Annotated in this window: 24 protein-coding genes; 10 read left to right on the plus strand and 14 right to left on the minus strand. The window is 36.7% G+C overall.

Annotation, left to right across the window (positions count from 1 at the left end; all coding sequences use genetic code 11):
• Positions 1–13: 13 nt before the first annotated feature.
• From rnpM to truB, 6 genes are read left to right on the plus strand one after another with little or no spacing between them, the layout of a single operon-like run.
• Positions 14–289 (plus strand): RNase P modulator RnpM, encoded by a 276-nt coding sequence (gene rnpM, locus I6760_RS10465; protein WP_196594369.1) that lies wholly within the window; start codon positions 14–16, stop codon positions 287–289.
• Entirely contained in the window at positions 282–593 is a 312-nt protein-coding gene (locus I6760_RS10470) for a L7Ae/L30e/S12e/Gadd45 family ribosomal protein (protein WP_196594370.1), read from the plus strand. Before rnpM ends, I6760_RS10470 begins: the two co-directional genes overlap by 8 nt.
• Positions 594–616: 23 nt before the next feature.
• Positions 617–3,238, plus strand: coding sequence for a translation initiation factor IF-2 (gene infB / locus I6760_RS10475; RefSeq protein ID WP_196594371.1), 2,622 nt, complete (start codon positions 617–619; stop codon positions 3,236–3,238).
• Positions 3,239–3,257: 19 nt separating this feature from the next.
• Positions 3,258–3,638, plus strand: a complete 381-nt coding sequence (rbfA, locus tag I6760_RS10480; protein ID WP_196594372.1) for a 30S ribosome-binding factor RbfA — start codon at positions 3,258–3,260, stop codon at positions 3,636–3,638.
• Entirely contained in the window at positions 3,619–4,575 is a 957-nt protein-coding gene (locus I6760_RS10485; RefSeq protein WP_196594373.1) for a DHH family phosphoesterase, read from the plus strand. The genes rbfA and I6760_RS10485 overlap by 20 nt, the downstream gene beginning before the upstream one ends.
• Entirely contained in the window at positions 4,565–5,446 is an 882-nt protein-coding gene (gene truB / locus I6760_RS10490; protein WP_196594374.1) for a tRNA pseudouridine(55) synthase TruB, read from the plus strand. Before I6760_RS10485 ends, truB begins: the two co-directional genes overlap by 11 nt.
• A gap of 83 nt (positions 5,447–5,529) precedes the next feature.
• Here truB and I6760_RS10495 read toward each other — a convergent pair whose 3' ends face one another.
• From I6760_RS10495 to I6760_RS10560, 14 genes are all read right to left on the minus strand, one after another.
• Positions 5,530–6,531 carry a glycosyltransferase family 8 protein gene (locus I6760_RS10495; protein ID WP_196594375.1) on the minus strand — a complete coding sequence of 334 codons (1,002 nt, stop codon included), beginning with the start codon at positions 6,529–6,531 and terminating at the stop codon, positions 5,530–5,532.
• Between the two features lie 43 nt (positions 6,532–6,574).
• The gene (locus tag I6760_RS10500) at positions 6,575–7,909 is read right to left on the minus strand and encodes an O-antigen ligase family protein (RefSeq protein ID WP_196594376.1); all 1,335 of its coding nucleotides are present in this window, start codon (positions 7,907–7,909) and stop codon (positions 6,575–6,577) included.
• Entirely contained in the window at positions 7,899–8,831 is a 933-nt protein-coding gene (locus I6760_RS10505) for a WlaTC/HtrL family glycosyltransferase (protein WP_196594377.1), read from the minus strand. Before I6760_RS10505 ends, I6760_RS10500 begins: the two co-directional genes overlap by 11 nt.
• 33 nt (positions 8,832–8,864) lie before the next feature.
• On the minus strand, positions 8,865–9,908 hold the full coding sequence (locus I6760_RS10510; protein ID WP_196594378.1) for a glycosyltransferase family 4 protein: 1,044 nt from the start codon (positions 9,906–9,908) through the stop codon (positions 8,865–8,867).
• 45 nt (positions 9,909–9,953) lie between these two features.
• Entirely contained in the window at positions 9,954–10,940 is a 987-nt protein-coding gene (locus I6760_RS10515) for a glycosyltransferase family 9 protein (RefSeq protein ID WP_196594379.1), read from the minus strand.
• A 28-nt stretch (positions 10,941–10,968) separates the two neighbouring features.
• Positions 10,969–12,069, minus strand: coding sequence for a glycosyltransferase (locus I6760_RS10520; RefSeq protein WP_196594380.1), 1,101 nt, complete (start codon positions 12,067–12,069; stop codon positions 10,969–10,971).
• Between the two features lie 9 nt (positions 12,070–12,078).
• Positions 12,079–13,185 (minus strand): glycosyltransferase family 4 protein, encoded by a 1,107-nt coding sequence (locus tag I6760_RS10525; protein ID WP_196594381.1) that lies wholly within the window; start codon positions 13,183–13,185, stop codon positions 12,079–12,081.
• Between the two features lie 4 nt (positions 13,186–13,189).
• Positions 13,190–14,203: a stealth family protein gene (locus I6760_RS10530; protein ID WP_196594382.1), complete on the minus strand. Its 1,014-nt coding sequence runs from the start codon at positions 14,201–14,203 to the stop codon at positions 13,190–13,192.
• A 13-nt stretch (positions 14,204–14,216) separates the two neighbouring features.
• Positions 14,217–15,110, minus strand: a complete 894-nt coding sequence (locus I6760_RS10535; RefSeq protein WP_330997965.1) for a lysophospholipid acyltransferase family protein — start codon at positions 15,108–15,110, stop codon at positions 14,217–14,219.
• Between the two features lie 19 nt (positions 15,111–15,129).
• Complete coding sequence (gene waaF, locus I6760_RS10540; RefSeq protein WP_196594383.1) at positions 15,130–16,152, minus strand: lipopolysaccharide heptosyltransferase II; 1,023 nt, start codon at positions 16,150–16,152, stop codon at positions 15,130–15,132.
• Between the two features lie 9 nt (positions 16,153–16,161).
• Positions 16,162–16,629, minus strand: a complete 468-nt coding sequence (gene rfaE2, locus I6760_RS10545) for a D-glycero-beta-D-manno-heptose 1-phosphate adenylyltransferase (RefSeq protein WP_196594384.1) — start codon at positions 16,627–16,629, stop codon at positions 16,162–16,164.
• Between the two features lie 4 nt (positions 16,630–16,633).
• On the minus strand, positions 16,634–17,629 hold the full coding sequence (locus I6760_RS10550) for a bifunctional heptose 7-phosphate kinase/heptose 1-phosphate adenyltransferase (RefSeq protein ID WP_196594385.1): 996 nt from the start codon (positions 17,627–17,629) through the stop codon (positions 16,634–16,636).
• A 5-nt stretch (positions 17,630–17,634) separates the two neighbouring features.
• Entirely contained in the window at positions 17,635–19,149 is a 1,515-nt protein-coding gene (locus I6760_RS10555; RefSeq protein WP_196594386.1) for an LPS-assembly protein LptD, read from the minus strand.
• Positions 19,150–19,492: 343 nt separating this feature from the next.
• Positions 19,493–20,380: a LysR family transcriptional regulator gene (locus tag I6760_RS10560; protein WP_196594387.1), complete on the minus strand. Its 888-nt coding sequence runs from the start codon at positions 20,378–20,380 to the stop codon at positions 19,493–19,495.
• 278 nt (positions 20,381–20,658) lie between these two features.
• Here I6760_RS10560 and asrA point away from each other — a divergent pair, with 278 nt between their 5' ends.
• Genes asrA through I6760_RS10580 form a run of 4 tightly spaced genes read left to right on the plus strand, consistent with a single transcriptional unit; the run spans position 20,659 to position 24,015 of the window.
• On the plus strand, positions 20,659–21,708 hold the full coding sequence (gene asrA / locus I6760_RS10565) for an anaerobic sulfite reductase subunit AsrA (protein ID WP_196594388.1): 1,050 nt from the start codon (positions 20,659–20,661) through the stop codon (positions 21,706–21,708).
• On the plus strand, positions 21,701–22,501 hold the full coding sequence (gene asrB, locus I6760_RS10570) for an anaerobic sulfite reductase subunit AsrB (RefSeq protein WP_196594389.1): 801 nt from the start codon (positions 21,701–21,703) through the stop codon (positions 22,499–22,501). The genes asrA and asrB overlap by 8 nt, the downstream gene beginning before the upstream one ends.
• Before the next feature lie 11 nt (positions 22,502–22,512).
• Positions 22,513–23,538, plus strand: coding sequence for a sulfite reductase subunit C (asrC, locus tag I6760_RS10575; protein ID WP_196594390.1), 1,026 nt, complete (start codon positions 22,513–22,515; stop codon positions 23,536–23,538).
• A 15-nt stretch (positions 23,539–23,553) separates the two neighbouring features.
• A complete protein-coding gene (locus tag I6760_RS10580; RefSeq protein WP_196594391.1) occupies positions 23,554–24,015 on the plus strand; it encodes a ferritin-like domain-containing protein in 462 nt (153 codons plus the stop codon).
• Positions 24,016–24,028 lie beyond the last annotated feature (13 nt).

Consider the following 24,028-nt stretch of genomic DNA (forward strand, 5'->3'; position numbering starts at 1 on the left):
AAGGAGAAGAATTATGGCAGTAAAGAAAAAAATGCCAGAACGCGTATGCGTAGGATGCCAGAAAGTGCGCAGCAAGAAAGAACTTATAAGAATAGTGAGAAGCCCCGATGGTGAATTTTCCATTGATACAACAGGGAAAAAGTCAGGCAGAGGAGCATATATCTGTCCTAATAAGGAATGCTTGGAAACAGCAATAAAAGGTCATAAGTTGGAAAAATCTTTCAAGAGTGCGATAGATAGCAGCATATATGATAAATTACGAGCAGGGTTTTCTAATATAAATGAATAATATACAGCAGAAACTGTTTAATATATTAAGCATGGCTTCATGTGCCAATAAAATAATTTCAGGTGATTTTGCAATAAATAAAATAGTGGATAAAAAAAATATAAAACTTTTACTTATAGCAGAGAATACAGCAGAAAAAACATGTCAGGAATATAAAAAACTGAATTTAAAATATAATGTACCTGTAAAAAAGATTCCTTTGGGCAAGGATGAATTAGGGAGATGTGCAGGTAAAACTGAGCGAGCTGCGCTTGCTGTATGTGATGAGGGGTTTGCGAAAACGATAAATAAGATATTGAAGTGACATCAAATAATGGGGGTGGATCGATGTCAAAATACAGAATATATGATTTAGCAAAGGAATTTAAAACAGACAGCAAAACTGTTTTAAACATATTAAAAACTAACAATGTTAGTGTAAAGAGTCATGCCAGTACAGTAGGCGATGATGAAAGAAAAATAGTAGAAAAAAATATATCAGCTAAGAAAACAGCAGCTAAAGGGCAAAAAGTAAAAACTGTTTCTTCTCAAGAGAAAAATAAAGCAAATATTTCCAGTAAAAACAAAGTAAGTATAAATAAGGTAAGTACAAATAAAGAAAAAACAGCTTCAGAAAAATATAAGAATGGCTTAACTGTTATGCAGAAACAGCATAATGAAAAAAAACCAGTAAATAGGGGTAATGATAATATAGAAACTACAGCCAAAAAACAGGCAAATGCAACAACAGCAGCCAGTAAAAAAAATAGGAATAGTACTACAAGACAGGGACATGAGAAATTCAATAGAGATGCCCAGACAAGTCATACCGGACATACCAGCAGACAGAGAAGAGATAATACTACCAGCAGCAGAAATGATAGCAATAAAACACCTAATGATAAAAACACTAATAGCAGGACTAATAGCAATAATAGAGCCAATACCAATAGCAGAACTAATAACAATAGCAAAAATAAAACAGGTATGAATAGCAGGAATAATACTGGTAGTAAGGTAAATAATAATAATAACAATAGAAATAGTGACAGTAGAACCAATAATACTACTAACAGATCTAATAGTAATAATAATAGCAGTAATAAAGCTAATTTTAATAACAGAAAAAATAATAATTTTAGTGGAAACAAACATAATAGTAGAAGAAATTGGAAAAATAGCAGAAACAGACAGCAGCTGCCCAAGCAGGAAATAGTTCGGCCTAAAGTAATAAAAGTAGGTGAATCTATTTCGGTTAAGGAATTAGCCAGCAAAATGACATATACTGTTACAGATGTCATAAAAAAGCTTATGATGCTGGGGATTATGGCAACGATTAACCAGGAAATAGATTTTGATACAGCTGTCCTGGTGGCGGCTGAATTTAATATAAGTGTAGAAGAGTTACCACCGGAAGTTGACTTAACGGAAATACCGGAAATTGATGATTCAGAAAAAGATTTGCTGCCGCGTCCGCCAGTAGTGACAGTCATGGGGCATGTAGATCATGGAAAAACATCACTGCTTGATGTCATAAGGAAAACATCGGTAACTTCAAATGAAGCCGGGGGAATAACACAGCATATCGGGGCCTATCAGGTAATGTGTAAAAATAAAAAGATTGTATTCCTTGATACACCGGGACATGAAGCATTCACCGCTATGCGTGCGCGCGGAGCACAGGTAACAGATATTGCGGTTTTAGTAGTCGCAGCTGATGATGGCGTTATGCCGCAGACATTAGAAGCAATAAATCATGCTAAAGATGCCAAAGTACCTATTGTTGTAGCTATTAATAAGATCGACAAACCGGGAGCAAATCCAGAACATGTAAAACAGCAGTTGGCAGAACATGAACTCATTCCCGAAGACTGGGGCGGTGATACCATAATGGTGCCGGTTTCAGCTAAGAAGAAATTAGGCATTAATGATTTGCTGGAAATGATTTTGCTGGTAGCAGAAATGCAGGAACTCAAGGCTAACCCGAATCGCGATGCCCGTGGTATAATAATTGAAGCACAGCTTGATAAGGGCCGTGGCCCAGTAGCAACTATTTTAGTGCAAAATGGTACTCTGCATATAGGTGATTCAATAATAGCAGGTACTACTTATGGTAAAGTAAGAGCGATGATCAATGATCGCGGTGAAAAAATAAAAAAAGCAGGACCATCTGTTCCTGTTGAAGTTTTAGGATTATCAGATGTACCGGCAGCAGGCGATGAAATAGCTGCGCTGGATGAACATTTAGCACGTACCATATCAGAAAAACGAGTGGAAAAGCAGCGTACAGAACTTATCAATAATAAAAAAGTTTCCTTGGATGATCTCTTTGAACAGATTAACGAAGGAAATATAAAAGATTTAAATATTCTTTTGAAAGCTGATGTACAAGGCTCAGTAGAAGCATTAAAGACCTCCCTGCTGGGGCTGAACAAAAGTGATGAAGTTCGTGTAAGTATTGTTCATGCCGGAGTCGGTGCGGTTAATGAATCAGATGTCATGCTGGCTTCAGCAGCAAATGCTTTGATATTGGCATTTAATGTACGGCCTGATGCCAATGCCAGAAAATTAGCAGATACAGAAAGTATAGATATCCGTACTTACCGGGTAATTTATGAAGCAATAAATGACATAGAAGCGGCCATGAAGGGAATGCTTGCACCTAAGTATAAGGAAGTTATTCAGGGAAAAGTAGAAATACGGCAGGTAATGAAATTCTCTAAGGCTTTGGTTGCTGGTTCATATGTATTGGAAGGTAAAATAACTAATACATCACAGATTCGTGTTATTCGTGATAATGTAGTTGTTTATGAAGGGAAAATAGAATCCTTACGCCGCTTTAAGGATGATGTTAAGGAAGTTGCTGCTGGCTACGAATGTGGTATCACTATGGATAATTACCGTAACTTTAAGGAAAAAGATATAATTGAAGCATATACTATGGAAGAAATAGCTCCACAGAGCTTATGACATAAAAGGTTGTGACATAATGGGCGTTCGTGTAGAAAAAATGCAAGAACAAATAAAGCATGAAGTAAGCCAGATAATTTTACGCAGTTTAAAAGATCCGCGTATAGGATTTGTAACTGTCACCAAAGTTGATCTTTCCAGTGATTTGAGAAATGCACATATTTATGTCAGCATACTGGGAAATGAACAGCAATTTAAGGATACATGGCAGGGATTGAAACATTCTGTTGCGTATATTCGCCAGGAACTGGCGAAAAGGATAAGAGTCAAATTTATGCCGGAAATAGCTTTTTATCCAGATGATTCAATGCAGTACAGCGCGCATATTCAGGCTCTTATCAATAAAATACATCAGTCGGAACAGAAAGGAAAATCTGACGATGGAAATAACGCTAAATGAGGCTGCTGAAAAGATTTTAACGAAGAAAAATATTATAATTGCCCCGCATATAAATCCTGATTGTGATGGATTGGGATCAACGCTGGCACTGTACTATGCGTTGATAAAAAAAGGATGTAATGTAAGAATTTTTGTCGACGATGATATTCCAGAAGCCTACCATTTTTTACCTGGCTGGGAAAAGTTTGCCAGGCCGGAAGAGAAGATAACTAATGCTGATCTGCTTATAGTTCTGGATGCAGAACCTGAGCGGACAGGCAGAGTGACAGCAATGGTAGAAGCACCGGTATTAAATTTAGATCATCATCGTTCTAATACGAGAACAGCCGATTATTTATATCTTAATCCACAGCGGGCAGCAACGGGTGAGATAGTGTATCAGCTGATTAAGCAGATGGCAGTGTCATTTGATATTGATATGGCAACTTGTCTTTATACAGCAATTGCAACTGATTGCGGCTTTTTCAAATATTCGAATACAACAAGTTTTACAATGAGGATAGCAGGTGAACTTTTGGAATGCGGGGTAAAACCTAATGTGGTTTCGGAAGCTCTGGAACGTAAGAAATTAGCTGATGTTAAAATACTTGCTCCTATTATAGATACACTGGAAGTGTATAATAATGGTACTGTTGCAGCAATAAGCGTTGTTAAAGAAATAAGAGAAAAATGTGATAATACGGAGGGCTTTGTAGATTTTGCCCGTATAGTTGAAGGTGTAGATGTTGCTATTCTGGTAAAATATGCTGAACCTGAACTAACGCGTATAAGTATGCGATCAAAAAAAACTGATGTAGCATCAATTGCTGAAAAATTAGGTGGTGGTGGTCATGTACGGGCTGCCGGTTGTAGTTTAAAAATGCCGTTTGCAGAAGCTTATAAAAAAATCGTTGATTTTGTGATAAATGAAATGGCGGGAGCTTCAGATGGAGATTAATGGATTTATAAATGTTCTTAAGCCGCCGGGAATGACATCACATGATGTTATAGGTTATATACGGCGGATTTATAGAACAAAAAAAGTTGGACATGCCGGTACACTTGATCCGGCAGCAGCGGGTATTTTAGTGGTGGCTATAGGCCAGGCTACACGGGCTTTGGAATATTTAACTGATACGGATAAGACTTATCGGGCGGAAGTGCTGCTGGGGGTAGAAACTGATACAGGCGATGATACCGGAACTGTTTTAGCGCAGCGTGACTTTGAGATGCCGACGAAAGAAAGAATAGTTGAAGTTTTAAAGACTTTCTGTGGGGAAATATACCAAATACCGCCGGCTTATTCAGCTATAAAGATTAACGGGCAAAAAGCCTGTAATCTGGCGAGAAAAAATATTGCAGTGGAGATTCCACCGCGTAAAATTAATATTTTTGATATTTCCCTAGTGGGAATATCCAGCAATAGCTTTTGTATTGATGTTCATTGTTCAAAGGGAACGTATATAAGGTCACTTTGTGTCGATATTGGGAAAAAACTTAATATACCGTCAACAATGGCTTTTCTTGTTCGTATGGGTATAGGAAATTTTACTCTGGCTGAGGCAAATACGCTGGAAGAAATTATAAATTCACCGTTAAAAGCCTTGAATAATATGAACTATCTTATTGGCTGTATGGCAGATTATGAGATTAATGAGCAGACTGCTATTGATTTTTCGCAGGGGAAAAGGATACCTTATAGGGAAAATGGCAGTAGCGATGATGTTTTACTGATACGTAATGGTGATATTATAATCGGCATTGGTAAAATAAATAGAGCCGATAAATGCATTGCGCCGCATAAAGTGTTTAATTCATTAACAAAATAAATAATGCTCTATACTAATAAAGGGTAAGCAGAAACCTGCTTACCCTTTATTAGTATAGAGTTAAAATGAAAATATAGTGCAGTTTAAAAGTGTAACAACAAAGAAAGTTTATATTTGATCTTAGTATAACTATATTTTAGATACCAATATAGACCCTGCCTGTATTTTCCATATAATATATGGGAATATCCCATCCGTTTCATAGTCTTATAAGAAGAAATTTTATTTAAGGGAGAGTCCCTCCATAAAGAGAGTTTTTCTATTGCAAAAAATTTTTCTTTTAATGGATTAAGGCACCATTCATCCCAGGGTTTATAACGACCTACATAATGCACAAAAATTGTGTTATCAGGGATGGATACATTTTTATATTTTAAATCAAGTAAATAATCATATTTTTTATCTAAATAAATGCATTTACCTTCAAGGACAACATTCAAAGCATCCTGATCCTGCCAGTTAAATCGGTCACGATTTTTAAAAGCCACAGCCATAGTTTTTTCTGAGATATTTCCTTTATTCCAATTAGAAACGTTAATAAACATGAAACCAGCATTGAAATAAGAAGGATCTTTTAATTTTAAAAAGACCGACTGCCGCTGTCTGACTATGGGGATATCATTTACAACAGCAGCAATTTTATTGGATAAGTTTACGGCAGATAAACCTGATAATTTGTTAAAACACTGTATATCGGCATCAATATAGATGATCTCATCGACTAGTCCATCTAGAATTTTGGGCATAAGCAGCCGATTATAAGTAGCTTTGGCAAAATGCTGTGTGTAGGAAAATTGTTCAAATATAGCAGGATCAATTAAATATATGATAACAGGAACATTATTATTTAATGCGAATAGTTTAAGTTTATTTTTGTTCTCCTCATCAATAAAATCAATGAAAACATGAAATGTTATTTTTTCATGGGGGTTATTATTAATGATTGAGGTCATTGATATGCCCATCGGGCGAACAAAATTATTGTCAATACCATAACCAATATTGATGGAAGTATCATATTCATGTTTACTGACAGCTGTATTGCTGTAGATAAATTTTTGCCGGACAAATTCTTTTGCTTGCATAAAAACTCCGTCTTTTATAAATTAAATTTCCAGCCTGATAATATCAGTAATGGATTGCTAAATAACGGCTGGTTATCCGCAATAAAACGATGAATAATATAAAAACATAGGGATATATTATATATTTCTTTTCTATGTCCCGGGCAAAGAAAGTACCGTTGTCAGCATGGGTATATAGGAGATATAATCCCCAAATAAAAAAATATATTGTCATGGCGCCTAAGTTGCCAAAATTATATTCATCCAATCCGTGTAGTAGAAAATTAATGGTAATGAAGAGCATGGACAAGTCGATAAAATTGTTTTTATATCGCCAGTTCTTAAAAGTATGAAGCAAGATACTGCCGTATAATAAAATATATAGTATACCGCCGATAATACCGAATTGCGACAGGAACATCACTAGTTCATTATGGGCATGGGGAATTACCAAAGTATTGTTAATATGGGCCGCCATATCATGTTTAAGGTTTTCTTTTGATTCAGGAGAGATTAGATTTTGGTCAAGGATGGCTGTCTGGAAGTTGTCCAGTCCCACGCCAAAATAGAAATTATGCAGAAATAGCCTAAAACCGTCCCGCATATAAAAAAAATGTCCGCGGGTGGATACATCATTAGTGTTAAAAAGTTTGTTTACACGGGTATATATTTTAGTATTAAAATTATATAAACCAGTGAGTAAGATAATAAAGCACAAAACAACGGTTAATTTTTTACGCCAGCCTTTTATAAGAAAAAAACTTAAAAGCAGGATATCTATGATAATTATAAACCAAACCATTCTGGTACCGTTGACGAATAAAGTAATGATGCCAATACAGGATAATAGTATATAAAAAATTTTATAATAAATAGCAGATGATTTTTTTATGGTCAGAAGGAAAAAAATTGGCAATTGGATCAATAGGAGATTTGATAAGCCGATAACATCGTTATTGAAGCCGCCGGCTCGGGGTATGTGGCAGAAGAAATATTGATAAATGGCACAAAGGTTATTGATGGACAAGCTGAATAAAACTGTTATACATAATAGCTTTATAGTATTTTTCCTCGTGGCAAATAAGAGTACAGCCAGAAAAGGAATAAGCATTTTGACCCAGGCTTCATAAGTCAGAATAGAGCGGGAAAAATTACTGCTGAAAAAATTAAGAAAAAACAAGCCTAGATAAAATATTATCAAAGGCAGTAAATATGGTTTATAATATTCCCAATTAAAATGTACTGAAGGCTGTTTCAGTTTATATATGAGTATTAATAAGAAACCTGCCCTGATAAATATATCAGCAATTTTTTCCTCAATAAAAAAAGTCAGGGAAAATGCTAATAAACAGAAAATGATTGTTTTTTCTAAGTAGGACTGATGCTGCTCAATGCTCATTTTTGTTGAATCTCCTGAATAAATATTTAAGATAATAGCGAAAAGACTGTTGGTAGTTTTTTTCTTTTAAAGCTATTTGGCATAATTTTTTATAGCGCTGGTATTTTTTTATTTTAAATGGCCTTATTGTTAAATGTTTACCGCCCAGTTCTTTAAGCCAGCCAACCCAGGTAGTGACTTTATGCAAGGCAAAAATCGGCGGTTTTTTTCTGTAGGCCATTAAAGCAATGGTTTGGTCATCATCAGCAAAACCACAATCGGTAAGGCTTATCATGCTTTCCCGGCAGAGGTTATGATAAACAGGCCATAAGAATTGTGGGCCTATGATACCAGTGCCGGTTATTATGGAATCCATATCTTTAACAATATCAAAAATAGGTTTATTAATTCCCACATCTTCTATTACAAAAAGGTGCATTTTTTCGGCAAAGTTATACTGCCAGAGAAAATCAAATTCCTCGGCATTGGGGTAACCATCAGCGCCGCCTTTATTGAAACCAAAATCTAGCCAGGCAATAAAACCACCAGCCAGGCCGCGTTTTACAGCATCTGCGGTAAAATAAGATTTAAGATAGGTTATGTAGTTGTATTTGGCATTCCATGACTCGGGATTATCTGGTTCCTTTCTAAAATAGCGAAAAATCTTTGACTGCATGGCACGGGTTATTTTATCATAGATTTCCCTATCGCAGTCCAGAAAATTGTCAATTACTATTACCTGAGTACGCTTTTCTAAGCCATAGGATTTTCTTATGTTAAGAATTTCTGCGGCAAAAGATTTTTCCGTATATATTATAACTTTGTTTTGTATTCTGGCCCAGAATTTAAAATAATCAATATATTTATTGCTGCTTCGCTGTGAGTCTGACCAGGCAGCGCGGCCGATGTCAAAAAATGCTGTGACTATAGTTAGTTCGCTCATAGTTATCAATTCCCTTTTAAATAGATTAAATATTCAGCAGAGTTTCTGGATTACAGACAAATAGTTATCTAGCATTTGTGATGCAGTGAACCGTTGGCATACAGTGGCATAGCCGTTAGCGATTAACGCATGTACATCTATCTGCTTATATTTTATCTGCAATATGCAGTGGGCTAATTTTTTATAATCTCCTGGCGAAAATAACAATCCATCGCAGCCGTCAGTGAGCAATTCTCTAGCTGCAGGAATATCGGTAAAAATAACGGGTAGTTTAGCAGCCATGGCTTCACATATAACTAATCCCTGTCCTTCATAATGGGTAGATAAGACAAAAGCATCTATTTTAGGAATCAGGTCGGCAAAACGGCCCGTTGTAAAAAATATATTGTCTGCTAGATTGTGTTCTTTCACATATGATTGGCAGCTATGTTTGGTTTTGCCATCGCCCATAAGCACTAAGTGCAGCACTTCATTTTTTTCTTTTATAAGATATTCCACAGCCTTTATCAAAGTAAGCTGGTCTTTCTGCCGTGTGAAGCGTGCGACCATTCCCAGCGTAAAGACAGCATGTGCTGCTGTCTGGAGATGGGTAAAATTATTTATTTCGATGCCGTTATATATGACCATGACTTTGTTTTTGTCAATATCCTGTTGTATTAAATGGTCAGCTACAGTGTGAGAAACACATATATACTTAGTGGTGTATTTATCTAAAATTTTTGTCAGCCAGCGTCGCAAAGGGGTATATTTTTCTGTATTGTGTTCTACATGGATCAGCTTTATATCCATTTTACTATGTGCTAAAGCTAACTTTGTCCAGATATGGGTGCTATAACCGTGAACAATAATTAAATCGGGGTGTTCCAGCCTGATTAACCTGCTTAATGATAGGATATAATCTAAAGTAAATTTATCATTGACTACAGTGATATTTTCTAGGGTAGTGTTATTGTATTTACGAAAAATATCCGTTACTGTATAGCCGGTGTTTTTGAGAAATTTGCTGATGGACATGGCTACGTTCAAGGCGCCTGAAGGATTACCGGATACAATATTAAAAATTTTTTTAGCTGGCATTATTATACTCCCCTAAATATATATTTACCGACCATAATGGATTTATTATAAAAGCTCATTTTTCAGCAGGAGGTCTTTTACCTGCGTAAATTTTATATTATCCATGCATCTGTTCCCGACTGGTTTAGGACATTTATCCCACTTAAGACAAGGAACGCAGGGCAGATTGCTTTGTATTACCAAGGCCGACTTCGGGGCCCAGCGGCGTGGATCACTAGGACCGTAAAGAGCAATGATCGGCAATTTTGCCACTGTACTGAGAATATGCAGTGGGCCGGTACACATGGATAAAGCCCAGGAAGCGTATTGGGCTACTTCGGGGATATCACGCAGGGAAAGTTTGCCGGCCAGATTAATTTTGTCACCACAAATACTTTCTATATATTTTGTGTCATGGGGTGAACCAATATACAGGGGCTTTATTCCTTGAGTATTAAGATATTCGTTGAGCTTTCCCAATTCTTTGATATTCCAGTTTTTGATATCAGCTGCTGTCCGCGGAACAATAAGTACTATTTTTTTTGTTATATGACGGGTTTTTTTTATCCAGGCAGTTATTTGTTTCTGACGCTCACTACTACAGGCACCAATCCGGGGAGTAAGCTTATCTTTAGCAAAATCGATGTTTAACAAAGAGCTGGCATATAGTGAAAAATCTTCTATAGCTCTTGTTGCTGTTTCTTTCCGCGGAAAAAAATGATGCCTGTTCACTGATATACAATATCCTTTGTTTAATAGATGGCAGCCGGCTTTCCAGGCAAGCAGTGTTGAACTAAGTCGCCCGTCAACGATTATGGCATCAGTATAGCCTTTTTCCTTTATCCCGGCAATAATGTTTTTTTTTGCTTGTCGGTGTTTATAAGAAAAAACATCATCTATATATTTGTGGTTCTGTAAAAGATCGACAGCCTTATCGGCTGTTAAAAAACCTACAACGGCATCCTGGATATTTTCTTTTATAAGTTGGGCCAGTGGGGTTGTTAATACTACATCACCAATACCAAGGCGGTTTATAATTAATATTTTCTGCATTACTGCTTCCTCATAGTTGTTATCTTTTTTACATATTTGTGAACGTATTTATATATGCCCGAGCCATTTTATTAATGCTCAAGTGTTCTTTTATATATGCAGCGACAGCCTTTGGTTCATCAGGTGGCAGGGCAAAGGCTTTATTGATTTCTACAGCCATATTGTCTACAGTGGCAGGTTTGTCCTGTCCGTCAAAATTAACATCACAGGCATAGGCGATATTTGCCTGTGTTATTAAGCCTATAAAACTGTGGCTGTTGCGGATGGCAATAACTGGTTTTTCACAGGCCAGGCATTCAATGGCTACACGTCCTTCACCAATTAGAATATCTGCAGCATTGTACCAGGCAGCGATATTAGAAACAAAGTTTCTGACGGTTATCCATTGACCATATTGGGCATTAAACAATTGTGCCCTATGGTCTATTTCGGTACGAAGCGGTCCTTCGCCAATGAGGATGGTGTTATAAAACTGGCCTTTTTCTGCCAGATGATGCAGGGTGTCGATTATAAGCAGTGATACAGCACCCTTTATGCTGCTCATGCGGCTGACATGAAGAATGATTTTTTTAGCTTGGGAAAGTGAAAGCTGCTGCCGGGCTTTTAGCTGTTCCATAGGATAAAAGATAGAAAAATCAATTCCATTATTGATTATGCGGATGTGTTTCGCGGGAAACCCATAATTTTTTTCCAGAATTGCAGCTAAATTTTTGCTGACAGCGATCATCTGGGGAAATATATGTGGGTATATTTTTTTTATTTTTGCCCGGTGCCAGGGATCATGCATAGTAACTGTATATTTTATACTGCTGTTTTTGCTAAGCAGACTGGCCCAGATGCCCGCAGTTCTCTGCTGGCAGGCAATAATATCTATATGGTGTATTTTTAATAAACTTTTTAAGGCTTGGAAACTTTTATACCATTTAAAGATATTTATACCGCGGGCCTGAATAGTAAGAACGTGCACGTTAGGATAGAGCTGCTCCAGTGTATTTAATTTGTCAGAGCTGCTGCCGTAATTGACGGCCAAAAAAATATTATGAGCCGACAGACCTTTCAGCAGAGCCTGGACATGTGTTTCAGCCCCGCCTGTCCGCCAGGGCTGTGTAAATAATATTAATATATTCATTATTTCCTGCTAACTGAATTTATTTGAAAGACAATCATTGTATATACTAATAATTGATTTTACCATAACTGATGTTGAAAAGCGATTTTTAACATCTATGCGGGCATTAATTCCCATTTTTAGCCGGTGTGGTTTATCAGCAGCTAAAGTGTAGAGCTTTTTGTAAAGCTGTGGAATATTTCCATAGGGAACTAAGAATCCCGTAGTATTATCCTTTATTATTTCACTGATACCGCCCACATCGTAGGCAACGGCTGGAAGCTGTGCTGCCATGCCCTCAGCTAATACCAGGCCAAAGGTTTCAAAATACGAGGGAAGGACAACAATATCGGCGGCGGCCAGATAATTTTCTACATCTTGTTTATGGCCGAGAAAATGAACTTTGGCAGATAAGTTGTTTTTCCATATCTGCCAACGCAGCTGCCATCGGCCTTTTCCTGTACCGATTATGAGCAGATGCCAGTCACGGGCGTCGGAATAGTGCGTCAGGATATCCAGTAAGTGCTGGTGTCCCTTATTGTGAAGATTTTTTATGCGCGAAATTATTACCGGGCAGAAAGCGTCCTGAGGTATGGCATATTTTTTTCTCAATATGGATCTGTTGCTTTGAGGAGAAAATTTTTTTGTGTCAATGCCATTATAAATGGTGATGATTTTGTCAGGATCAACCCCTTTTTGTATCGCAGCCTCACGGACAAAACGACTCACAGCAATTATCCGGTCACATTTAAACAACAGTTTTTCTTTGGCATTGCCAAAAATGCCATGAGCTGTATAAATTACCGGCAGGGATGGATAATATTTAATTTTACACTTCATGGCACTGATCCCCGCGGCAGCAGAATGGGCATGAATTAAATTTATGTGGTATTTTTTTATAAGGTGTTTTAAACAGCGGGCGGCAAGATATGTACTGAGGCGCAAGGGCAGAAATACTTGTTTGATACCTTGGCGTGATAATGTTTCGGCAAGTTTTCCACCGCCTGAAGCAACAATGACATTATAGCCTTTTAATACTAATAAAGGAGCCAGCATGGCTACATGGCTTTCAGCTCCGCCGATATTCATGCGTGGTACGAGAAGCAGTATATTGACAGTAGAATGATTATTTATCATAAATTTATTTCTCAAAACTAGATTTTTCCGGTAAAATTTTATTAAAAGAAGCTATTATTTGTTTTTTTATACCGGCAAAATCAATATTATCGTTGTCGTTTATGCAGATCATAGGCATGGATTGATTTTCTATTGTTTTATATAGATCATTGTTGTCACTGATCTGACCATAGATTTCAAAGACACGGCCTTTGGCATGACGCCCAATAGGGGTGAAATCACCTTTTACGAGCTGCCAGTAACGGATGAGCCACTGGTCGACATCATTGCGGCTGCGGAATTTATTACGGCTGCTTTCATCGAGTATGATATTTTCTTTATGCCAGATATCAGTATAAGTATTTTTTAGAAAAGAATAAGGCAGATGATTGTTAGAAAAGCCACGAAAATGATGTTCGCCGGAGAAGATAAGGTTGCGCAGTGCATCCCAGCCATACCGGGGAGACATCCATTTCCAAAAATTTTTGGCTACCTGTTCCTTTTTATCAAAATCAGTATTCAGCACGGCGATACTGTTGAATTTTATAAAGGGCATCATATCATTTTTTACAGGGGCACTGATAGCAGTGGCAATACAAAAATCAGTCGGCAGGCCTTTTTGAAAAAATAATTCTTTTTCTACGGGTTTGATGATATACATGTCATCATTGAAAGAAACAAAATGTTCTGCTAAGCCTTTTATCCGATGTAAATTGAGCTCAAGGGGACTGGAACTGAAAGTCGGCATATATGGTGGCAGGAGGTAGTCCTCGTGACGCACGATATTCAACTTGGGATGGGTAGTATTCAGCCATTTTGGCAAATGTCCCCAGGTAATGAAATGAATTTTATTGACCCATGGGGCAAATTTTTCTACACCGCGAAACCAATATTGTAAGTTATCCCAGTCGCGATAACGGCTTATGCGCTTGTCACCATTTACATTGGGGTCATACTTGGCTTTTTCCCTTAACCAGGCCGGGTCACTACCATCTACCCAGCAGACTGTAAAATCTATTGGCTGATTATTTTTTTGCATTTTATCTGCCTTTCTAAGTATATGTTTTAGTAGCACGATGATTTTCTACTGATTTCCAGCGATCATGCAGCCAGAACCATTCGTTAGGGTATTTTTTTATGTGTTCTTCAATTTTTTGTGTCAGTAGTATAGTAGTTTTTCGGATATCAGCGTGTTTATTGCTGGTTTTTTCTACAAATACAGCTTTGTCAATGTTGATATTATGGGTTCTTCCGGGACCTTTGGAAATAAAAATAGGAATAATGGGGGCTTGAGTGCGGCGGGCAATTGTGGCAGCACCGTGGGCACAGGAAGCATCACGGCCTAAAAATGGAATTACTATACCATCATCAGCAGCATCCTGATCCATTATAAGACCAATAAGATATCCCTTGGCAATCATTTTGAACATACCACGAACATTATATTTATACATTATATACATGCCAACCATAGCCCGATATTCATTTATAAATTTATCAGCACCTTGATTGGATTGTTCTTGCGATACGCCGACTAATTTGTATCCATGCTGGGAAAGGGCGCCTCCCAGAAGTTCCCAGTTATCGCTGTGCGCTGTGGCGATTATCCCACCGCGTCCTAAACTTAATGCGGCATCAAGATTTTTTATTCCGGAAAAATTTATATATTTATCCATGTTATTGCGCATAATAGGGAAACGCAGGACTTCTATAATCATTGGGCCGAAACGTGTCCAGCTGTTTTTTACAATTCTTGAGGCCGGCCCGGCTGATATATTTAAAGCTTGCTCAGCATTGCTTATGGCCATCTTTTTCCTTTTTGGCGGAACAAATAGCCAAGTAATATATCCAATAAGATCACCAATAAAATAGGCGGCACTTTCTGGAAGCAGACAAAATAATCTGCTTAATATTTTTAAAATATAGTAAAGGGGAATGATAGACACCTTCTAACTAGTTGAATAATTAGGAAAAAATTATACGTAATTTATCTGCTACCTGTTGAGGTTTTATCGCGGCAAGACAATCACGATGAAACCGGCATTTTCGTTTCCAGCAGTGTTTGCAGTCATAGCTTACTTCGATGGTATTATGTTTTTGATTATAAGGACCGTTACGGACAGCATCAGTTGGTCCCATGACCATTACGGCAGGAATGTTGAGCGCTGCTGCCATATGCATACTACCGGTGTCACCGCCAATTACAGCTGCGGCATTTTTTATGATATAGGCTAATTCTTTTAGTGTTGTGTTATTGACTAAATTTATGCATTTCACGGAAGTGCCGGCCAATATTTCAGCGGAGATTTTTTTGTCAGTTTTACCGGCACCAGCTAAAAGTACCGTTAGATTTTGTGTTTTACACCAGTCTGCCAGCCAGGAAAAATAGCGGGCCGGCCACCTTTTATTGGGCCAGTTAGCCCCAACGATAAAAACAACATAAGGTGCAGTTATACTGATGTTATTTGTTTTTAACAAAGCCGTTGCATCGGTGATATTTTCGTCAGTTATTCCCAGTGGAAATGATATATTTTCTGTATTGCAGCCTAAAAACCTGACTACATCAAGGTAACGTTCTACAATATGCCCGTTATAGTATTCTCCTTTGATGGGCTTGCTTATAAAACCGCTGCCCTCACGCATATTTACATAGCCTAACTTTATATCAGCATGACTTAAATAGGCAATCAAAGCAGATTTTAATAATCCCTGCAAATCTAAACAGATATCATAATGTTTTTGCTGGAGTTTATGTGAAAAAGGTTTTATATAGTTTATAAAACCCCAAAAGGAATTTAATTTTTTCCGGTCAAATAAAATTATATCATCAATTGCCGGACAATCTTTGACGATATCTGCAGCCACTGGTGATACTACCCAAGTTATATGGGCATCAGGCCAGGTGTTTTTTATGGCCGATGCCGTTGGCAATGCATGAATGACATCGCCAATAGCACTTAATTTTATAATAAGTATATTTTTTGTCATTTTATCATTTCAGTATATATTTTTTATTTTGTTTATTATGCTGGTTGTTGAACATCCTTCAACCATATTGATAAATTCAGCACGACCGCCGTAGGATTGCAGAATATGGGCTTCTGGGAGCGTGGACAGTGTATAGTCACCGCCTTTTACATAGACAGCCGGTTTTATTTTTTCCACCAGATCTTCGGCGGTTGTTTCATTGAAAAGAACGACATAGTCAACAAATTTCAGGGAATCTATTACTAAAGCTCGGTTCTCTTCTCCTACTATAGGACGATTTTTGCTTTTCCATCTTTTTACGGAAGCATCTGTATTAAGACCTACGATCAGGCAATCACCAAATGAGGCAGCTTTTTTTAAGTATGTTATGTGGCCGGCATGTATTATATCAAAGCAGCCATTGGTCAAAACAATTTTCTGGCCGGAATGTCTTAATATGTCACAAAATGCGGCAATGTCAGTGTTTTTTATAATCATAATCTCACTTTTCCAAAATACTTATGAGTTCCTGTTTGGATACAGTAGCTGTTCCCATTTTCCTTACGGCTATTCCGGCGGCATAATTAGATAATCTTGCTGCAGCGGTTGATTCTGCCCCGGCAGCTATGGCTGTTATAAATGCAGCGACGCAGGTATCACCTGCCCCTGAAACATCATATACTTCGCTTTTATCCGAAACAGGAATAGTGTTGATACTGCCGTCATTTTCAAATAGAACCATGCCTTTTTCCCCGCAGGTCACCAAAATACCCTTTGCAGACATTTGATTCAGCAGTAGTTTACCAGCTTGATGTAAATCTGTGTCATTTTTTATTGTCATTCCGACGGCAGCAGCCAGTTCGGCGTCATTCTGTTTAACATAAGTAACACCTTTAAAGTCGTGGATGGAATAACGCGAGTCAACTATACAGGGAATGCCGGTCTGGCGGGAATAATCAATGATAAGACTGCGTATTGCTGGTGTGATAGTTCCACTGCCATAATCACTGAGGACAACAGCACTACATTGGGGGAGAAGAATTTCCAGACTGGTCAAGAGTTTTTTTTCATCGGAACTATTGACAGGGGTGCGATTATCATGGTCAATGCGAACAACCTGTTGGCTCACTGTAGCCCGTCCTCCGGCAATAATGCGTGTTTTGGTAATTGTTGTACGATCATTTGAAGTTATTAAACCGTTAATATCAACTTTATTCTTGCTTAATATGTTTTTTAAGCCGTTGGCCGCATTATCATTGCCCAATAAACCTACAGCTGTTACTTTGCCGCCGATAGTTGCCACGTTGTTTACTACATTGGCGGCACCGCCGGCGACTGTTTTTTCACCGGACTGCTGGAGAACGAGTACAGGTGCTTCCCGAGAAATGCGTTCGATTATTCCTTGAAGATATATATCAGCGACCATATCACCTACTACCAAGATATGCTGTTGCTGAAAATTCTTTATGATATTTAGTAAGTCATTATTATTTGTCATTGTTATCACCAGTGAACGAGATTAAATTTTACATGCCAGGATCTTCTTTTTTCCCGATACTGCAGAACCATATTCAGACAATGAAAGTTATGATACCAATAATAATCGCGGTCCATAGTTTTCATTCCATCACCAGCGTTGAATTCATTGGCAACGACAACACGATCCTTAGGTGTTAATTCATAGCTGAACCCGGCCGTTATTTTTTTGGAATAATTATCATAGCCATAGTCAAATAAAGAGTTTTGCGTTGTAGAATGGGAATAATGATAAGCTGTATAGGCAATAAACTTGGAACTTATATCAGCCATCACGGTGGTATCGTAATAAAAATTATTTGTTTTGCTGTTATCATATGATTCGTGTATCCATGTATAGCCAACATCAGGATATAATTTTAATTTATCACTAAGCAGGATTGGAGTATGGGCTACACTTACGGTAGTACCGCTGTGCCAGCTGGATTTAATATCATCGTCCCATTTGCCGTATTCAGTAGAAAGACCAAGAGTAAAAGGACTTTTGGCAATAGGTGTATTGTAATTAAAAATCACAGTAGGTTCTTTTTTTATCCAATTGTTATTGCTATCTTCATAATAACCATCTTCCAGCCGGACAGACGCTTTTCCATTATACCATTTTATACCATAGACATTGCGTAGGTCATGCTTGGTATAATAATTAAAGTCAATATATGTTTTTATTTTATTGTTTATATCTTTATCATAATAATATTGTACATGAAGACCGTCATCGCTATTATAGGTAAGGTGTATAGGAATAGAACTATCTTCGTGAGTAGCATTTTTACCTATTTTAGCAATATAGCGGCTTTTTTTATAAATTACCTGGTTTTTTATCCAGAATTTTGCGTTGTAAGCAATCATATGATCATCAGGCCATATTTCTATTTTATCAGCTGACATACGATAGTCAGGTGTTTTAGCCGGACAGCGGGTTATAGATCCATTATATATAATCATTTCCTCCGGGTAAAATTCAATTTTTTTGCCCCAAATGAATTTGTTGTTTATAGACCCCTTTATATTTTCCATTTTGCCTTTTTTAGTATTGTAGTTATATCGGGTATCGTAGCCATCTAAAACTACCGCTGGAGTATATTGCAGCATATGAGCTTTATCCTTTATGTCGACTTCGCCACTTTTGGCATTGCCATTCATGGCATCCGTTGTCATACGGGAATATTTATGGGTTATTTTTACGTTTCCCTTAGCGTATACTGCTCCCGTTAGACTGTTATAGGAAATATCTTTTCCCTCAAAAATTATGGGAGCTGGTTTACTGGAATCAAGAGGCCGGATAAATTTTTCATTATCGACCTCATTGTGCAGATCAATCAGTTCTTTATTAATGGTATGGTGCAATTCATAGTCCTTCTGGTCCTGTATGTAATTCAAAAGATTTACGTCTGTGCTGTCTGCTGCTGCTTTAGATGGATTTATATTTAAAGCAGTAGCTAAGGCAGCCAATGTTGATAAAAAATACATTTTTTTGTACATATATTAAGTTTCTCCTAAAATAAATATCAACCGGATATAATTTGTTAAAGAATGGATGAATAATATTTTATAACTATTATATTTAGTTTCTGTATTCTTAAGTATAGCAAAAATCATTTAATATTTACAGCAGATATATAATAAATTTCTTCCTTGGGGAGAACTAATAATATTATTTTAGTGTAAAGTGCAAAGTTAGCTATAGTTTATAATATTAATAAACTTCATCATAAATACAATCCGGACATCTTGGTAAGTATTTTTTTTCATTAAAATAGCAGACAGCATAAAAAAATAAATAACAAGAAATTTTAGTGGGTTTGTGACCGCTTAATTAGCATAATCAGCTATGTAAACTGACCACCTTAAAATATTTTTCCACAGCGGTAATATATTTATGCAGTTCTCTTGATATATATTTATCTTTATGGTATATCACTCTGAATTCCCGCGACAAAACTTTATCCTTGATAGGAATTTGTACTATGTTTGGTGTATGTAACAGCAGTGATTTAGAAACAATTGACACACCTTGTCCTGAAGCAACAATATTGATAATTGAATCAGAGCTATGACAAACCCATTTCTGTACAATATGAATACCACGCTTTTCAGTTAAGGAAAGTAAAAAAGCCCTGGTACCAGAACCTTCTTCTCGCATTACACAATCCATATCAGTCAATTCCGCCAATTTCACTGATTTTTTTTGTGCAAAAGGATGTTTTTTACCACAAATCAGCACCATTTCATCCTGATAAATTTCTTTTTTTATTACATCTTTTGCATTAACATTGCCTTCTATTATCGCAATATCAAGTTCTCCATCGGAAATTTTCTGGATAATGTTTTGTGAATTATCGATATAAACTCGTATTTTTACATTATTATTGTCATGTTCATACTGATTTATCATATTAGCTAAAAAAAAGCTGCCTACAGTTAGTGATGCTCCCACATGTATCGTCATTTGTTCGGAAGCATGTCGCATGTAATGTTCCATTTCTTCGAAATTAGCCATTATATGCTTGGCATATTGTAAAAATTCCCGGCCGGTTTCAGTTATATACAATTTACGTGAAAGCCTGTCGAACAGCTTTATATGATAGTCAGTTTCAATTTGTGAGATAACATGACTAACCGTTGGCTGGGAAATATACAGTTTTTTAGCAGCTAGGCCCATTTTTCCCAATTGAGCCACTGCAATAAAAATTTCTAAATCTCTAATCGTCATAAGATAACTTATTCCTTTACTAATATATGCAAAAAATACTATATACTTATAATTAGTTTAGCATTTTACATCAGTATAAACAAGTTTTATAATATTAACGATATGATTTTCATAATAATCACTCAGTTTCGATTAATTGCAATCATTTTTTTATAATTATATCATTAAAATTTTAGCTGATATTTTCTTTTTTCAATAAAAAGTGAAAATATTAACATATTTTATCTTAAAAATTTCAAATGCACTATCAATTATTTGTTAGAAAGGAAGCGCTTAGATTGAAACACGCACAAACTTATCAACTAAATGTTGATGAAATGAATGGATTTTTTGAACAACTCAGTGAAAAGTATGATATTTATGCACCGGTTCGCATCTCGTGCGGTGGCAGATATGCTAAGGATGACTCCATCATTTATCAGCCGATAAATACTTATCAGGAAATCGAATTTCATGAACGCTCTACTTATCCATTAAAAGAGGTACTCACTCCAATAACCCAAACGTTATTTTATTTTACTGAAGATGAATTCAAAGAAAGCAAAAGTCCGCAAAAAGATATTTTGATTTTTGGTCGAGCCTGTGATATCAATTCTATAAAAATACAGGACCAAATATATTTAAAAAATGGTAATATTGAAGATTATTTCTATAAAAGAATACGGGACAAAGTAAAATTCATCTTAATGGATTGCCCTGAACAGTTTGAAGGTTGTTTTTGTTGTAGTGTAGGAGCCAATAAAACCGATATGCAGTCATTAGCTGTCTCTGATAATAATGGCAGTGCTTATGTTCAGGTTTATGACAGTGATTTTGCCAATTATTTTGCCAAATATGCTGCAGTTAATCATGAAATACAGCCACCATTAAAAAATGAATTGAAAGTGGATTATCCTGTTATTGATAATCTTGAGTTAGCGAATAAACTTAAAGAACATCCCATGTGGAAAGAATTTGATGCGCGGTGTATTGGCTGTGGTTCCTGTACCGTATCCTGCAGTACCTGTACCTGCTTTGAAACTACTGATATAGTATATACACAAAATGCTCACATTGGGGAACGCCGTCGCACTTGTTCTTCCTGTATGATAGACGGTTTTGATAAAGTTGCCAGCGGACAATCTTTCCGCAAAAAAACATCAGAAAAATATCGCTATAAAATTCTGCATAAAGTTTATGGTTATAACGCTCGTTTTCACACTGGCCCAATGTGTGTCGGCTGTGGTCGTTGCTCTGCCAGATGCCCTGAGTTAATAAGTTATCCAGCTACGCTGAATAAGCTTTCTCAAGCAATTAAAGAAATAAAAGGAGGTGTGCAGCATGACTAACAATCCCGTTAAACCAACTGCTTGTAAACTTCTTGATATCATGCCGCAAACTCAAACTGAATGGACTTTTCGTGTAAAAAACAATCTGCCAATAAAGCATGGTCAATTTATGCAGCTGTCTTTGCCAAAAGTTGGTGAAGCACCAATTTCAATCAGCGGTTTTGGTAATGGTTATGTCGATTTTACTATAAGAAAAGTCGGCAAAGTAACTGATGGTTTATTTTCCCTAAGAAAAGGTGACAATATATTCATTCGTGGCTGTTATGGTAATGGCTGGCCAATAGAACAATTCAAAAATAAAACCGTTGTGATCATTGCTGGCGGGACAGGTGTTTCTCCAGTAAAAAGTCTTATAAATATGCTATGTGACGATAGCGATTATGCTAAGGAGATTTATCTTATCCTTGGCTTTAAAAATTCACATAGTATTTTATTTGCCGATGAATTAAAAAAATGGCAGACAGCATCACATTTTCATGTAATATACACTCTGGATGATGAAGACTATCCTGGTTTCCAAAAAGGTCTTGTGACTGACTTTATTAAAAAAATTCCCTTTACTGCTTTTGCTGACGAATATGAGTGTATAATTGTCGGACCGCCGATTATGATGAAGTTTGTCGGAATGGATTTACTTATGAATAAAATTCCAGAAAAGAAAATATGGATGTCCTTTGAACGAAAAATGTCCTGCGGCATAGGTAAATGTGGCCACTGTCGTATAGATGAAACCTATGTGTGCCTTGATGGACCTGTTTTTAACTATACTGTTGGCAAAAAATTAATTGATTAGGAGGAATAATTGTGGTAGAAGATTGCAATATTAAAAAACTTAGAAATAATTGCTTTCGTCAATCAAAAGTTCCAGGCGAATTCATGCTGCAACTGCGTGTACCAGGTGCTTTAATAGAGGCAAAATGGCTGGATGTGATAAAACACGTCTGCCAAACATGGGGAGATGGTACATTCCATATAGGTATGCGACAGACATTAAATGCTCCCAGAATAAAGGCCAAGGACATTCCTGCTGTCAATGAATATATCCAACCGTATCTACAGGCCATAGAATGTGGTATGTGTGACGTAGAAATGCAAACCAAAGATGGCTATCCTTATATTGCACCACGTAATATAATGGCCTGTATAGGTGGTGTACATTGTATAAAAGGCAATGTATACACCCAAAGATTAGCACAAAAATTGGAAAAACTCATTTACCCAAATCCTTATCATATAAAAATTTCCGTTTCCGGATGCCCAAATGATTGTGGTAAAGGGCACTTTCAGGATTTTGGTATAATTGGCTGCACAAAACCTATTTACACAATAGACAGATGTATTGGCTGTGGAGCCTGCGTTCGAAAATGTGAAAGTGCTGCTACCCGTGTACTTTCTCTTAATGATAAAAATAAAGTGGAAAAAGACCCTTGCTGCTGTGTTGGCTGCGGTGAATGTGTTACAGCTTGTCCAACGGGTGCATGGCGGCGCCCAGCCAAAGATTTTTACAAAATAATCATCGGTGGCAGGACTGGTAAACAATATCCACGTATGGGTAAAATGTTTGCCAACTGGTTAACCGAAGAAAGTGTATTATCAATAATGAAAAACTGGCCCAAATTCTCTAAATGGGTTTTGGGTGGCAAGCCGATCTACATCCATGGTGGGCACCTGATTGATAGGGCCGGCTATCAACGCTTCAAAAATTTTATGCTCGACGGTGTTAATCTCAATCCAGAAGCTATGATCGCCGAAAATATCAACTGGACAGAAACCGAATATCGCAGCAATATTCATGTTAAAGCGCTAGATAAACATTTGTCTATTAAATAAGAAAGGAACGATCTTATGAGTGAAATATTTCAAGTTAGTGATTTATTGAACAGTATGGTACGTTTGGAAAAAACGGGCTATGATTTCTATACAAAAATGGCTGCGGAATCAGCTGATACAAAAATTAGCAGTTTCTTTAATTTTTTGGCCAATGAAGAAAAAAAACATGAAAAAATCTACATTAATTTATCAAATGAATATAAAAATGGCCTGTCTATAGACGAAACACTTGATGATGATTATAAATCTTATTTAAATGTATTAATCAAACAAAACTTTGCTTTTGATAATTTAAAACGGCCGACTTTAAAAGAAGCTTTAAAATTTTCCATTTCATTGGAAAAAGACACTTTACTATATGTCAATGAAATTCAAATCATATTTAAAAATGAAAAGGCCGATGTTTTCTCTCGTATTAAACAGGAAGAAGAATCTCATCTAAAAATGCTCAGTGAATATTCTCAAAAAAACTTATAAAAACAAAAAAGAC

It is taken from the genome of Pectinatus sottacetonis, from assembly GCF_015732155.1.
Classification (GTDB): domain Bacteria; phylum Bacillota; class Negativicutes; order Selenomonadales; family Selenomonadaceae; genus Pectinatus; species Pectinatus sottacetonis.